The organism is Stenotrophomonas maltophilia group sp. vghtpe118, assembly GCF_052605195.1.
Genome location: NZ_CP199672.1, coordinates 1399560 through 1414309, shown reverse-complemented (window position 1 = coordinate 1414309; position 14750 = coordinate 1399560). Strand labels below are relative to the sequence as shown.

General features: G+C 64.7%; 12 protein-coding genes and 2 tRNA genes. All 14 read left to right on the top strand.

From position 1 onward, the window contains the following. Positions 1–6: 6 nt before the first annotated feature. The 14 genes from nuoE (at position 7) to nusA (ending at position 14678) form a co-directional block, all read left to right on the top strand. Entirely contained in the window at positions 7–534 is a 528-nt protein-coding gene (gene nuoE, locus ACUDTM_RS06680) for an NADH-quinone oxidoreductase subunit NuoE (protein ID WP_005410460.1), read from the top strand. 4 nt (positions 535–538) lie between these two features. After that, on the top strand, positions 539–1879 hold the full coding sequence (gene nuoF, locus ACUDTM_RS06675; RefSeq protein ID WP_072168489.1) for an NADH-quinone oxidoreductase subunit NuoF: 1341 nt from the start codon (positions 539–541) through the stop codon (positions 1877–1879). Then, positions 1876–4110, top strand: a complete 2235-nt coding sequence (nuoG, locus tag ACUDTM_RS06670) for an NADH-quinone oxidoreductase subunit NuoG (protein WP_111007443.1) — start codon at positions 1876–1878, stop codon at positions 4108–4110. The genes nuoF and nuoG overlap by 4 nt, the downstream gene beginning before the upstream one ends. Next, a complete protein-coding gene (gene nuoH / locus ACUDTM_RS06665; RefSeq protein ID WP_072168488.1) occupies positions 4107–5201 on the top strand; it encodes an NADH-quinone oxidoreductase subunit NuoH in 1095 nt (364 codons plus the stop codon). Before nuoG ends, nuoH begins: the two co-directional genes overlap by 4 nt. Before the next feature lie 3 nt (positions 5202–5204). Continuing rightward, positions 5205–5693, top strand: a complete 489-nt coding sequence (gene nuoI, locus ACUDTM_RS06660) for an NADH-quinone oxidoreductase subunit NuoI (RefSeq protein WP_005417924.1) — start codon at positions 5205–5207, stop codon at positions 5691–5693. A 9-nt stretch (positions 5694–5702) separates the two neighbouring features. Beyond that, on the top strand, positions 5703–6359 hold the full coding sequence (locus tag ACUDTM_RS06655) for an NADH-quinone oxidoreductase subunit J (RefSeq protein ID WP_005417923.1): 657 nt from the start codon (positions 5703–5705) through the stop codon (positions 6357–6359). Continuing rightward, positions 6356–6661: an NADH-quinone oxidoreductase subunit NuoK gene (gene nuoK / locus ACUDTM_RS06650; RefSeq protein ID WP_005417921.1), complete on the top strand. Its 306-nt coding sequence runs from the start codon at positions 6356–6358 to the stop codon at positions 6659–6661. Before ACUDTM_RS06655 ends, nuoK begins: the two co-directional genes overlap by 4 nt. A gap of 7 nt (positions 6662–6668) precedes the next feature. Then, positions 6669–8834 (top strand): NADH-quinone oxidoreductase subunit L, encoded by a 2166-nt coding sequence (gene nuoL / locus ACUDTM_RS06645; protein ID WP_445391220.1) that lies wholly within the window; start codon positions 6669–6671, stop codon positions 8832–8834. Positions 8835–8857: 23 nt separating this feature from the next. Continuing rightward, complete coding sequence (locus ACUDTM_RS06640) at positions 8858–10366, top strand: NADH-quinone oxidoreductase subunit M (RefSeq protein WP_227836938.1); 1509 nt, start codon at positions 8858–8860, stop codon at positions 10364–10366. Positions 10367–10381: 15 nt separating this feature from the next. Next, positions 10382–11842, top strand: coding sequence for an NADH-quinone oxidoreductase subunit NuoN (gene nuoN, locus ACUDTM_RS06635; RefSeq protein ID WP_049415243.1), 1461 nt, complete (start codon positions 10382–10384; stop codon positions 11840–11842). Between the two features lie 127 nt (positions 11843–11969). After that, positions 11970–12046: transfer RNA gene (locus ACUDTM_RS06630), tRNA-Met, on the top strand. Positions 12047–12128: 82 nt separating this feature from the next. Continuing rightward, positions 12129–12205: transfer RNA gene (locus ACUDTM_RS06625), tRNA-Met, on the top strand. A 366-nt stretch (positions 12206–12571) separates the two neighbouring features. Beyond that, complete coding sequence (gene rimP, locus ACUDTM_RS06620; protein WP_005417913.1) at positions 12572–13162, top strand: ribosome maturation factor RimP; 591 nt, start codon at positions 12572–12574, stop codon at positions 13160–13162. 4 nt (positions 13163–13166) lie between these two features. Next, positions 13167–14678: a transcription termination factor NusA gene (gene nusA / locus ACUDTM_RS06615; RefSeq protein ID WP_005417911.1), complete on the top strand. Its 1512-nt coding sequence runs from the start codon at positions 13167–13169 to the stop codon at positions 14676–14678. The last annotated feature ends 72 nt before the right edge of the window (positions 14679–14750 follow it).

The window sequence follows — 14750 nt, the reverse complement described above, 5'->3', positions numbered from 1 at the left end:
CGGCCGATGAAGGCGACAGGTAATTTCGAGGCGGCGCGCGACGTCGACCCGATGGTGGTGCTGAGCGACAAGACCCGCGCTCACATCGATCACTGGCTGTCCAAGTTCCCGCCGGACCGCAAGCGCTCTGCCGTGCTGCAGGGCCTGCATGCGGCCCAGGAGCAGAACCAGGGCTGGCTGACCGACGAACTGATCGCCGGCGTGGCCAAGTACCTGGACCTGCCACCGGTGTGGGCCTACGAGGTCGCCAGCTTCTACTCGATGTTCGAGACCGAGAAGGTGGGCCGCAACAACGTGGCCATCTGCACCAACATCAGCTGCTGGCTCAATGGCGCCGAGGACATCGTGCGCCATTGCGAGAAGAAGCTGGGCATCAAGCACGGTGAATCGACCCCTGACGGCCGCGTCTACCTCAAGCGCGAGGAAGAGTGCCTGGCCGGCTGCGGTGGCGCGCCGATGATGGTCATCAACGGTCACTACCATGAGCGTCTGACCCTGGAAAAGGTCGACGAGCTGCTGGACGGGCTGGAGTAAGGGCATGGCACATCACCACGAATCCAAGGGTCCGGTCGGCCCCGCGCCGCTGCCGCACCAGGTGGTCTATACCACCCTGCATTACGACACCCCGTGGTCGTACGAAAGCTACCTGAAGACCGGTGGCTACGCTGCCCTGCGCAAGATCCTCGAAGAGAAGATCACGCCGGAGCAGGTCATCGAGATGGTCAAGGCCTCGGGCCTGCGCGGCCGCGGTGGCGCCGGCTTCCCGACCGGCCTGAAGTGGTCGTTCATGCCCAAGGGCAACATGCAGAAGTACATCCTCTGCAACTCGGACGAATCCGAGCCGGGCACCTGCAAGGATCGCGACATCCTGCGCTACAACCCGCATTCGGTCGTGGAAGGCATGGCGATCGCCTGCTACGCCACCGGTTCGACCGTGGGCTACAACTACCTGCGCGGTGAATTCCACCACGAGCCGTTCGAGCACTTCGAGCAGGCCCTGGCCGACGCCTATGCGAACGGCTGGCTGGGCAAGAACATCCTCGGCAGCGGCGTGGACATCGACATCTACGGCGCGCTGGGCGCCGGCGCGTACATCTGCGGCGAAGAAACCGCGCTGATGGAATCGCTGGAAGGCAAGAAGGGCCAGCCGCGCTACAAGCCGCCGTTCCCGGCCAACTTCGGCCTGTACGGCAAGCCGTCGACGATCAACAACACCGAAACCTACGGTTCGGTGCCGGCGATCATCCGCAACGGCCCGGAGTGGTTCAAGGGCCTGAGCCTGACCGCCAACGGTGGCCCGAAGTGCTTCTCGGTGTCCGGCTGCGTGCAGAACGGCGGCAACTTCGAAGTGCCGCTGGGCACCACCTTCGACGACCTGCTGGAAATGGCCGGTGGCCTGCGTCCGGGCCGCAAGCTCAAGGGCGCGATCCCGGGCGGCGTGTCGATGCCGGTGCTGACCGCGGCCGAGCTGAAGGGCCTGCCGATGGACTACGACACCATCCGTGCGCTGGGCTCCGGCCTGGGCTCGGGTGCGATCGTCGTGCTCGACGACAGCGTCTGCTGCGTCAAGTTCGCCTGCCGCATCAGCCAGTTCTTCCACAAGGAATCCTGCGGCCAGTGCACCCCGTGCCGTGAAGGCACCGGCTGGATGCACCGCGTGCTGGAGCGCATCGTCGCCGGCAAGGCCACGATGGAAGACCTGCACCAGCTGAAGGCAGTGGCCGGGCAGATCGAAGGCCACACCATCTGTGCGTTCGGCGAAGCGGCTGCATGGCCCATCCAGGGCTTCCTGCGCCAGTTCTGGGACGAGTTCGAGTACTACATCGTCAACGGTCATTCGATGGTTGACGGCAAGAAGGTGGAGGCAGCCGCTGCATGAGCGCGCAACCCGTAAATCCGAGCGTCCCACCCGATCACGTCACCATCGAGATCGATGGCAAGTCGCTGGTCGTGCCCAAGGGCTCGATGATCATCCAGGCGGCCGACAAGGCCGGCATTCCGATTCCGCGCTTCTGCTATCACGAGAAGCTGCCGATCGCCGCCAACTGCCGCATGTGCCTGGTGGACGTGGAGAAGTCGCCGAAGCCGGCGCCGGCCTGTGCCACCCCGGTGATGGACGGCATGAAGGTCGCCACCCGCAGCGAAAAGGCGCTGAAGTTCCAGCGCTCGGTGATGGAGTTCCTGCTCATCAACCACCCGCTGGACTGCCCGATCTGTGATCAGGGCGGCGAGTGCGAGCTGCAGGACGTGTCGCTGGGCTATGGCCGTTCGGTCAGCCGCTTCAACGAGCGCAAGCGCGTGGTGCCTGACGAGGACATGGGTCCGCTGGTTGCCACCGAGATGACCCGCTGCATCCAGTGCACCCGCTGCGTCCGCTTCACCGCCGACGTTGCCGGTACCTACGAACTGGGTGGCATGTACCGCGGTGAGAACCTGCAGATCGGTACCTTCGACGGCAAGCCGCTGACCACCGAGCTGTCCGGCAACGTCGTCGACGTCTGCCCGGTCGGCGCGCTGACCAACAAGGTGTTCCAGTTCCGCGCCCGCCCGTGGGAACTGACCGCGCGCGAGTCGCTGGGCTATCACGACGCGATGGGTTCGAACCTGTTCCTGCACGTGCGTCGCGGCGAAGTGCTGCGCACCGTGCCGCGCGACAACGAAGCCGTGAACGAGTGCTGGCTGTCCGACCGTGACCGCTACTCGCACCAGGGCCTGTACAGCGAAGACCGTGCGGTCAAGCCGCTGCGCAAGGTCAACGGCGAGTGGAGGGAAGTGAGCTGGGCCGAAGGCCTGGCCGCGGCCGCCGAAATCCTCAAGGCCAACCAGGGCGACAACCTGGGCTTGCTGGTGCACCCGTCGACCTCGAACGAGGAAGGCGCACTGCTGGCCCGCCTGGCCAAGGGCCTGGGCTCGGGCAACATCGACCACCGCATCAACAACCGCGATTTCTCCGACGCCGCAACCGCCGAAGTGTTCGGCCTGCCGCTGGCCGAGATCGAGGGCGCCGACCGCATCGTGGTCCTGGGCAGCAACATCCGCCACGAACTGCCGCTGCTGCACGCTCGCCTGCGCAAGGCGCAGACCACCAAGGGCGCGAAGATCCACGTCGTCAATCCGGTGGACTTCGACTTCGCCTTCAGTGTCGCCGGCAAGCAGATCGTTGCCCCGTCGAAGTTCGTCGACGCGCTGGCCAACGCCGAGCTGCGTTCGGCAGTGCAGGGCGGCAACAACACCGTGCTGATCGTTGGTGGCATCGCCGAGAACCACCCGCAGGCTGCCGCGATCCGCGCTGCCGCGCGTGACTTCGCTGCCGCTACCGGTGCCAAGCTGTGCCGCATCCCGCAGGGCGCCAACGCCGTTGGCCTGACCCGCGCCGGCGTGCTGCCGGCTGGCAAGGACGTCGCCGCGATGCTGGCGCAGCCGCGCCAGGCCTACGTGGTGTACGGCCTTGAGCCGGGCCTGGACTTCGCCGACGCCCCGGCCGCCCGCAAGGCGCTGGCCGGTGCGCAGGTGGTGGCCTTCAGCCAGTTCGCCTGCGCCTCGACCCGCGACGTTGCCGACGTGATCCTGCCGATCGGTGCGCTGCCGGAAATCGATGCCACCCTGACCAACCTCGATGGTCGCGAGCAGTCGGCCCGTGCCGGCGGCAAGCTGCCGGGCGAGGCCCGCGAAGGCTGGCGCGTGCTGCGCGCACTGGGCGGCGACATGGCCCTGGCCGGTTTCGACTTCACCGACCTGGCCGGCCTGCGTGCCAGCCTGGCCCCGGTGTCGGTCACCGTCGCTGCTTCGGCGCAGCCGGCAGTTGCCGGTGAAGGCCTGGAAGTGGCTTCGACCGCCGCGATCTACCGCACCGATGCGGTGGTCCGTCGCGCGCCGGCACTGCAGTCGCATCCGCTCAACAACGCCCCGCGCATCGTGCTGAACGCAGAAGATGCCGCTCGCCTGCAGCTGCAGGAAGGGCAGATGGCCAAGGTCGGCACCGACGCCGGCAAGGCCACCCTGCCGGTGGTGGTCGACGCCCGCGTCGCTGCGGGTTCGGTCTGGATTGAATCGGGCCACGGCGCGACCGCGCCGCTGGGTGCCGCTCGCGTATCGGTGGTGGCTGCATGAACGAATTGCTGTTGAACGCGGTCGACCCGCTGCACCAGTGGCTGCTGGGCCTCGGTGACATCGGCGCGCTGATCTGGATCATCCTGAAGATCCTGGTGATCGCCGTGCCGGTGATCATCTCGGTGGCCTTCTACGTGGTCTGGGAACGCAAGCTGATCGGCTGGATGCACGTCCGCCACGGCCCGATGTACGTGGGCATGGGCATCTTCCAGGCCTTCGCCGACGTCTTCAAGCTGCTGTTCAAGGAAGTGGTCCAGCCGAGCAGCGCCAACAAGGCGATCTATCTGCTGGCCCCGCTGATCACCCTGGCCCCCGCCTTCGCGGCCTGGTCGGTGGTGCCCTTCGATTCGCAGATCGTGCTGTCCAATGCCAACGCCGGCCTGCTGTACCTGCTGGCGATGACCTCGCTGGGCATCTACGGCATCATCCTGGCCGGTTGGGCATCGAACTCGAAGTACGCGTTCCTGGGTGCCATGCGCGCCTCGGCGCAGATGATCAGCTACGAAATCGCCATGGGCTTCGCCCTGGTCGGTGTGATGATCGCCGCCGGCAGCCTGAACCTGAGCAACATCGTCGCTGCGCAGGCCGGCAGCTCCGGTTTCTTCGACTGGTTCCTGCTGCCGCTGTTCCCGCTGTTCGTCATCTACTGGGTGTCGGGCGTGGCTGAAACCAACCGCGCGCCGTTCGACGTGGTGGAAGGCGAGTCGGAAATCGTTGCCGGCCACATGGTCGAGTACTCCGGCGGCGCCTTCGCCCTGTTCTTCCTGGCCGAATACGCGAACATGATCCTGATCAGCTTCCTGATCTCGATCTTCTTCCTCGGCGGCTGGCTGAGCCCGGTCCAGGGCTGGGTCGATTTCGGCAATGTCTCGCCGCTGGTCGACTGGATCTGGAAGGGCGGTGCACCGTGGTTGTTCGTCAAGGTGTTCTTCTTCGCCAGTGCCTACATCTGGTTCCGTGCCAGCTTCCCGCGCTTCCGCTATGACCAGATCATGCGCCTGGGCTGGAAGGTCTTCATCCCGCTGGCCATTCTGTGGATCGCGGTTACCGCCGTCATGGTGTTCTTCGGCGTGATTCAAAAGGGCGTCTAAGTGATGAACAGGATTACCCATTACTTCAAGAGCCTGCTGCTGCTCGAACTGCTGGCCGGCCTCTGGCTGACGCTGAAGTACAGCTTCAAGCCGAAGTACACGATGATGTACCCGATGGAGAAGTTCCCGCAGTCGCCGCGCTTCCGCGGCCTGCACGCCCTGCGCCGTTATCCCAACGGCGAAGAGCGCTGCATTGCCTGCAAGCTGTGTGAAGCGGTGTGCCCGGCGCTGGCCATCACCATCGACTCGGCCAAGCGCGAGGACGGCACCCGCCGCACCACCCGCTACGACATCGACCTGTTCAAGTGCATCTTCTGCGGCTTCTGCGAAGAAAGCTGCCCGGTGGACTCGATCGTCGAAACCCACATCCTCGAGTACCACTTCGAGAACCGTGGGGAAAACATCGTTACCAAGCCGCAGCTGCTGGCCCTTGGCGACCGTCTCGAGTCCGAGATCGCCGAGCGTCGTGCCGCCGATGCCGCTTACCGCTGAGGTCGAGAGATGGATTGGGTAAATATCGCTTTCTGGGTGTTCGCCATCGCGGCAACGGTTTCGGCCGGTGCGGTGATCAGCGTGCGCAACCCGGTTCACGCCGTGCTCTGCCTGGTGCTGACCTTCTTCTCCATTGCCTGCGTGTGGCTGCTGGTGGGCGCCGAGTTCCTCGGCGTGGCGCTGGTGCTGGTCTACGTTGGCGCGGTGATGGTGCTGTTCCTGTTCGTGGTGATGATGCTGGACATCGACCCCACCAAGCTGCGTGAGGGCTGGGTGCGCTACCTGCCGGTCGGCCTCATTGTGGCGGTGGCGATGCTGGCGCAGATGCTGATCCTGATCGGCGTCAAGGCACGCTCGGTCACGCCGTTCCCGGCCGACAACGCCGCTGCGGTCGCCGCCGACAGTTCCAACATCACCTGGCTGGCACGCACGCTGTTCACCGAGTACCTGCTGCCGTTCGAGTTCGCCGCCGTCATCCTGACCGTGGCCGTGGTTGCCGCCGTGATGTTGACCCTGCGCCGCCGTACCGGCGTCAAGAGCCAGAACCCGGGCGAGCAGACCATGGTCAAGGCCGGCCAGCGCCTGCGCATGGTCAAGATGGGTGCCGAAGCACCGGTCGTGCACAGCAACAGCAAGCCGGCCACCGGCGAGGAGACCCAGCCGTGATTACCCTTGGCCACATCCTTGCGCTTGGCGCGGTGCTGTTCGCCATCAGCCTGGCCGGCATCTTCCTCAACCGGAAGAACGTCATCGTCCTGCTGATGTCGATCGAACTGATGCTGCTGTCGGTGAACATCAACTTCGTCGGCTTCTCGCGCCAGCTGGGCGATCCGTCCGGCCAGCTGTTCGTGTTCTTCATCCTGACCGTCGCCGCCGCGGAAGCCGCCATCGGCCTGGCGATCCTGGTGACCCTGTTCCGTACCCGCCGCACGATCAATGTCGGCGAAGTCGATTCGTTGAAGGGCTGATCCACAGATGGAAATCACTCTCTCCAAGAGTCTGTTGATCGCAGTGGTGCTCGCACCGCTGTTCGGCAGCATCATCGCCGGCCTGTTCGGTCGCCAGGTCAAGCGCTTCGGCGCGCAGACCATCACCATCCTCGGCGTCGCGGTGGCCTGCGGCCTGTCGATGTACACGTTCTACCAGTTGATGTGGGGCGGCGCGCAGCCGTTCAACCAGAACATCTACACGTTCTTCGAAGTCGGCCAGTACTCGGCCCACGTCGGCTTCATGGTCGACAAGCTGACCGCGATGATGATGGTGGTGGTGACCTTCGTGTCGCTGCTGGTCCACATCTACACGATCGGCTACATGCAGGACGATCCGGGCTACCAGCGGTTCTTCAGCTACATCTCGCTGTTCACGTTCTCGATGCTCACCCTGGTGATGAGCAACAACTTCCTGCAGCTGTTCTTTGGCTGGGAAGCGGTGGGCCTGGTGTCGTACCTGCTGATCGGCTTCTGGTTCAAGCGCCCGACCGCGATCTTCGCCAACATGAAGGCGTTCCTGGTCAACCGCGTCGGTGACTTCGGCTTCCTGCTCGGCATCGCCGGCGTGCTGTGGGTGTTCGGCACCCTGGACTACTCGCAGGTGTTCTCGCAGGCCGGCATGCTGGCCGACCCGCGCGCCCAGCTGCAGATCTGGGACGGCACCCTCCTGGGCATGCAGCTGCTGAACGAGCCGGTGATCTGGTCGATCGCCACCGTCATCTGTATCTGCCTGTTCATCGGTGCCATGGGCAAGTCGGCCCAGGTCCCGCTGCACGTGTGGCTGCCCGACTCGATGGAAGGCCCGACCCCGATCTCGGCACTGATCCACGCCGCGACGATGGTGACCGCCGGCATCTTCATGGTCACCCGCATGTCGCCGCTGTTCGAGCTGTCGCAGACCGCGCTGAATTTCGTGCTGTTCATCGGTGCCACCACCGCCTTCTTCACTGGCCTGATCGGCATCGTGCAGAACGACATCAAGCGCGTCGTCGCGTACTCCACGCTGTCGCAGCTGGGCTACATGACGGTTGCACTGGGCGTGTCGGCCTACTCGGCAGCCGTGTTCCACCTGATGACCCACGCCTTCTTCAAGGCGCTGCTGTTCCTGGGTGCCGGCTCGGTCATCATTGCCATGCACCACGAGCAGGACATGCGCAAGATGGGTGGCCTGCGCAAGTACATGCCGATCACCTTCATCACCATGTGGATCGGTACGCTGGCACTGGTGGGTACGCCGTTCTTGTCCGGCTTCTACTCGAAGGACACCATCATCGAGGCCGCCGAGCTGCACGCGCACCTGTCCAACAACTGGGTGGCCACCTACGGCTACTGGGCAGTGCTGGGTGGCGTGATCGTCACCAGCTTCTACAGCTTCCGCCTGCTGTTCCTGACCTTCCACGGCAAGGAGCGTTTCCGCGACGTGCATCATGACGATCATGGTCACGGCCATGACGATCACCACGCCGCCGACGCCCACCACGGCGATGCGCATCACGATGACCACGGCCATGGCCACGGTCCGCATGAGCCGCACGAAACCCCGTGGGTGGTGACCCTGCCGCTGATCCTGCTGGCCATCCCGTCGATCGCCATCGGTTTCTTCAGCATCGGTCCGATGCTGTACGGCACCGACTGGGCCGGCCACCATGCCCACGATGCCATCAAGGGCCAGGCGCATACGTTCTTCACCGGCATCGTCGACTTCTACGATCCGGCCAAGAACACCATCGGCTTCCTGGGTGAGGAGTTCCACGGCCCGGTCGCCTTCGCGCTGCACGGCATGATGGCTCCGGCGTTCATGCTGACCGTCGCGGGCTTCCTGCTGGCCGTACTGTTCTACCTGTGGAAGCCGGACCTGTCGGGCAAGGCGCGCAAGGCCTTCGCTCCGCTGGTGTCGGTGCTGGAAAACAAGTACGGCTTCGACAAGCTGTGGATCGATGGCTTTGCCGGTGGCAGCGTCAAGCTGGGCAAGGTCTCGCGCTGGATCGACAGCAACATCGTCGACGGCGTGGTCAATCTCTCGGCACGCGTTGTGGACGTCGCAGCCGGCGTGCTGCGTCGTACCCAATCCGGTTTCCTCTATCACTACGCCTTCGCGATGATCATCGGCCTGATTGCCCTGCTGGGCGTGCTGATGCATTACCTGCGTTGATGACCTGTACGGAATAAGAAGACGTGTCGAACTGGCCTCTACTCAGTGTCCTCATCTGGCTGCCGATCATCGGTGGCGCCCTGATCCTTGCGATCCGTGATGCGCAGACCGCCCGCTGGGCGTCGCTGGGCGTAGCGGTGCTGACGTTCGTGGCGAGCCTCTCGCTGCTGAGCAGCTACAACGCGGGCATCGACGGTCTGCAGTTCGTCGAGACCCATGCGTGGATCCCGGCGTACAAGATCGGCTACAACCTGGGCGTGGACGGCATTGCCGTGGCGCTGATCCTGCTGACCACCCTGGTCAGCGTGCTTGCCCTGATCGGCGCCTGGAGCGCCATCGACAAGCGCGTGAACCAGTACGTGGCGGCCTTCCTGATCCTGGAAGGCGTCACGGTCGGTATCTTCGCGGCGACGGACGCGATGCTGTTCTACGTGTTCTTCGAAGCCATGCTGATCCCGATGTTCCTGATCATCGGTGTCTGGGGCGGCCCGCGCCGCATCTACGCTGCGCTGAAGTTCTTCCTGTACACCTTCCTCGGCTCGGTGCTGATGCTGGTGGCGTTGATCTACCTGTACATGAAGGGCGGCAGCTTCCAGCTGGCCGACCTGTATGCACTGCCGCTGTCGGCCAAGGAACAGACCTGGATCTTCTTCGCGTTCCTGATCGCCTTCGCGGTCAAGGTGCCGATGTTCCCGGTCCATACCTGGCTGCCGGACGCCCACGTGGAAGCGCCGACCGCCGGTTCGGTGATCCTGGCCGCCATCGCCCTGAAGATCGGTGGCTATGGCTTCCTGCGCTTCAACCTGCCGATCGTCCCGGACGCTTCGCAGGAATGGGCCTGGCTGGTGATCGCGCTGTCGTTGATCGCAGTGATCTACGTTGGCCTGGTCGCCCTGGTGCAGGACGACATGAAGAAGCTGATCGCCTATTCGTCGATCGCGCACATGGGCTTCGTCACCCTGGGCACCTTCATTGCCCTGTGGCTGGTGCGTGAAGCCGGCAACGCCGATGCCGCCCGCCTGGGCCTGCAGGGCGCCATGGTGCAGATGATCTCGCACGGCTTCGTGTCCGGCGCTATGTTCTCCTGCGTCGGCGTGCTGTACGACCGCATGCACAGCCGCCGCATCGCCGATTACGGCGGCGTGGTCAACGTGATGCCGTGGTTCGCCACCTTCGCCATGCTGTTCTTCATGGCCAACGCGGGCCTGCCCGGTACCAGCGGTTTCGTCGGCGAGTTCATGGTCATCCTCTCGGCCTTCCAGCGTAATCCGTGGATCGCGCTGGGCGCGGCCACCACCCTGATCATCGGCGCCGCCTACACCCTGTGGCTGTACAAGCGCATCTTCTTCGGTGAAGTGGCCAACAGCCATGTTGCCGAACTGAAGGACATCAACGGCCGCGAATGGCTGGTGCTGGGCGTGTTCGCCATCGGCGTGCTGGCCCTGGGCATCTATCCCAAGCCGCTGACCGACCTGATGGAGCCCTCGATCGCGAAGCTGGCGATGCAGATCGCATCCAGCAAGCTGCTGTAATTCCAGGATTTGATGATGACCACCTCGCCGCTGCTGCCATTGACCGCCGCTGACCTGCCACCGCTCGCTCCCGAGCTGGTGCTGATCGGCAGCGCCTTCGCCCTGATGATCCTCGACCTGTTCGTCAGCAACCGGAACAAGATCGTCACCCACCTGTTCTCGCTCGCTGCGCTGGCCGTGGTGCTGTTCATGCTGGCCACCGGCGTGGGCGGGCAGGGCGAGGTCTTCCATGGCATGTTCGTGCGCGATACCGCCGCGGACGTGATGAAGACCGGGATCGTGCTGCTCAGCGGCCTGACCCTGGTCTATGGCTGGCGTTATCTGCGTGACCGCAACCTGTTCCAGGGCGAGATCCCGGTGCTGATCCTGTTCGGCACCGCCGGCATGATGATCCTGGTGTCGGCCGGCAGCCTGCTGATGGTCTACCTGGGCCTGGAACTGCTGGCGCTGTGCTCCTACGCCCTGGTCGCCAGCAACCGCGAAAACGGCCTGGCCTCGGAAGCGGCGATGAAGTACATCGTGCTCGGCTCGCTGGCCTCTGGCCTGCTGCTGTACGGCATGTCGCTGATCTACGGCGCTACCGGCAGCCTGCACCTGGACGTCATCCGTGACGCCATCCCGCACTCGGAAGAGCGCGTGCTGCTGATCACCGGTGCGGTGTTCATGATCGCCGGCGTCGCCTTCAAGCTGGGTGCGGCACCGTTCCACATGTGGCTGCCGGACGTGTACCAGGGTGCCCCGGCACCGATCGCGCTGTTCATCAGCTCGGCGCCGAAGCTGGCCGCCTTCGGCATGGCCTACCGCCTGCTGGAAATGGGCGTGGGCCCGCTGTCGACGGAACTGCAGCTGCTGATCGCCGGGCTGGCCGCAGTCTCGCTGGTCATCGGCAACCTGATGGCCATCGCGCAGAGCAATCTCAAGCGCATGCTGGCGTTCTCCACCGTTTCGCACATCGGCTTCCTGCTGATGGGCATCGCCGGTGGTGGCGCACAGGGCTATGCCGCTGCGCTGTTCTACGCACTGGCCTACGCCATCATGTCGACCGCCGCCTTCGGCGCGATCATCGCGCTGTCGCGTGCCGGCTTTGAAGCCGAGAACATCGAGGACTTCAAGGGCCTCAATGCCCGCAACCCGTGGATGGCCGGCCTGGTGCTGTGCATCATGGCGTCGCTGGCCGGCATCCCGCCGTTCCTGGGCTTCTGGACCAAGCTGGCGGTGCTGGGCGCGGCCGTCAACGGCGGCCTGCTGTGGCTGGCCATCCTGGGCGTGCTGTGCGCCGTGGTCGGCTGCTTCTACTACCTGCGCGTCATCAAGGTCATGTACTTCGATGAGCCGGTGGGCGAGGCCATGCCGCGCAACAACGACCGCGTGCTGGGTGTGGTGCTGGGCGTCAATGCCCTGGCGCTGCTGGCCCTGGGCCTGGCCTGGAACCCGATCATGGTCTGGTGCCAGCAGGCATTTGCGCATCTTGCATAAAAGTTGACACAAAGCTGCGCGATTCGTGTAATATGCGCAGCCTGAGTTGTCACTGCAGCGGTTCAGCCAGAACATCGTTGCGGTAGCCCTCCTCGAAAGAGCAGGGCAGCAGTTCAAACACTTCCGGTGCGGGGTGGAGCAGTCTGGCAGCTCGTCGGGCTCATAACCCGAAGGTCGCAGGTTCAAATCCTGCCCCCGCTACCAACTTCCGATCGGCGCCAACCGGTTTGATGAATGAGGGAAGGCTTGCAGTTTTTGGAGCCATCGCTCATAATTCCGCTTCTGATGCGGGGTGGAGCAGTCTGGCAGCTCGTCGGGCTCATAACCCGAAGGTCGCAGGTTCAAATCCTGCCCCCGCTACCAAGTAAGAAGATCGCCTTCGAAGTCCTGCTTCGAGGGCGTTTTTCTTTGGGCGGGTTCCGTTTTTGTAGGGTCGAGCCATGCTCGACTTCCGGTATGGAAAAGGGATCTGACCCGGCCCCGCACCTTGCACCAGCGCGGTGCAGCCGCTATCATCAGCGGCCTAGCAGTACCCCTGAAGGCGGCCTCCCAGCGGGAGTCCGGACCCGGAAGGAGGGCCGCAACCGGCAGGCAATGCAGGTTGCAACCGGAATCCAGTCACCGGAGTCTTTCCGGAAAAGGGGCCCAACGGGCCCTTTGTCGTTTCCGGGGCGTCATGTTTCCACGCCGGCCAAGGCCGGCACCCAACCATAGAGATCAAGGCAGGCTGTGAGCGACAAGGCAACCGACATCGCGAATCTGCTCGCCCCGACCGTTGTGTCGCTGGGCCTGGAGCTGCTGGGCGTTGAGTATCTGCCGGCCCCCGGCGGTGCGACCCTGCGCCTTTACATCGACGTGCCGCTGGCTGAACAGCCCGAGCGCATCATCAATGTCGACGACTGCGAGCGGGTCAGCCGCGAAGTCTCGGCGCAGCTGGACGTCGAAGACCCGATCAGCGGCAATTACACGCTGGAAGTGTCCTCGCCGGGCGTGGACCGTCCGCTGTTCAACCTGGAGCAGTTCGGCCGCCACCAGGGTGAATCGGCCAAGGTGACGCTGAAGCTGCCGCAGGACAACCGTCGTCGCCTGCAGGGCCGCATCGAAGCGATCGACGAGGCCGCGGGCACCATCACCTTCATCGTCGACAAGGCTGAAGTGGTCGTGTCGGCCGACAACATCGACAAGGCACGGATCATGCCCGACTGGGTGGCGCTGGGGCTGGCCCCGAGCAAGCCGACCGGTCCGGCACCGAAGCGTCCGAAGCCGAACACGAATTCTTCTTCCAACGAGCCGGCGGCAAAGAAGCCGCGCGCGGAGTGAGCCAATGAGCAAGGAACTGTTGCTGGTAGTCGACGCAGTCGCCAACGAGAAGGGCGTGCCGCGTGAAGTGATCTTCGATGCCATCGAGGCCGCCCTGGCCTCGGCAGCGAAGAAGCGCTATCCCGAGGAGGAAGTGCTGACCCGCGTGGTCATCGACCACAAGGATGGCAGCTACGAAACCTTCCGCCGCTGGGAAGTGGTGGCCGATGACGTGGTCATGGAATCCCCGGATCGCCAGATCCGCCTGATGGACGCCGTCGACGAGGCCGAAGGCGTCGAGGTCGGCGACTACATCGAAGAGCAGATCGAGAACCCGGACTTCGGCCGCATCGCTGCCCAGGCCGCCAAGCAGGTCATCGTCCAGCGCGTGCGCGAAGCCGAGCGCCAGCAGGTCGTGGATGCATGGAAGGATCGCGTGGGTGAGCTGATCACCGGTGTGGTCAAGCGCGCCGAGCGCGGCAACATCTACGTCGACCTCGGTGGCAATGCCGAAGGCTTCATTCCTAAGGACAAGGGCATTCCGCGCGACGTGCTGCGTGCCGGCGACCGCGTGCGCGGCTACCTGGCCGAAGTGCGCTCGGAGCCGCGTGGCCCGCAGCTGTTCATCAGCCGCGCCGCGCCGGAGTTCATGATCGAGCTGTTCAAGCTGGAAGTGCCGGAAGTCGGCCAGGGCCTGGTCGAAATCAAGGCCTGCGCCCGCGATCCGGGCGACCGCGCCAAGATCGCCGTGCTGGCCCACGACCAGCGCACCGATCCGATCGGTGCCTGCATCGGCATGCGCGGTTCGCGCGTGCAGGCCGTGTCCAACGAGCTCAATGGCGAGCGCGTGGACATCGTGCTGTGGAACGACAACCCGGCCAACTTCGTCATCAACGCGATGGCGCCGGCCGAAGTGCAGTCGATCATCGTCGATGAGGACAAGCACTCGATGGACCTGGCCGTTGCCGAAGACCGCCTGGCCCAGGCGATCGGCAAGGGCGGCCAGAACGTGCGCCTGGCCAGCCGCCTGACCGGCTGGCAGCTCAACGTGATGACCCAGGACCAGGTCACTGCCAAGTCGGAGGCCGAGCAGGCTGCCGCCCGCCAGCTGTTCATGGACAAGCTGGAAGTGGACGAGGAAATCGCCGGCATCCTGGTCAGCGAAGGCTTCGGCACCGTCGAGGAAATCGCATATGTCCCGGTCGGCGAACTGCTGGCCGTGGAAGGTTTCGACGAGGACATCGTCGAAGAGCTGCGCGCTCGTGCCCGCGATGCGCTGCTCAATGAGGCCCTGGCAGTCGAGGAAGGCCTTGAAGACGGCCAGCCGGCGCAGGACCTGCTGTCCCTGAAGGGCATGGACGAAGCCACCGCATATGCGCTGGCCGGCCACGGCGTGCGTACCAGCGAGGACCTGTCCGACCTGGCCGCCGACGAGGTCATGGACTTCGGCATCGAAGGACTGGATCAGGCGCGCGCCGCTGCGCTGATCCTGGCCGCCCGTGCCGAGGAGATCGCCCGACTGGAACGCGGCGAATGAGCCGGCAATGAACAGGGCCCTGAGCCGCTCAGGGCGTAGAATCCGCGCCACCTCCAGATGCGGGGGGGCGCC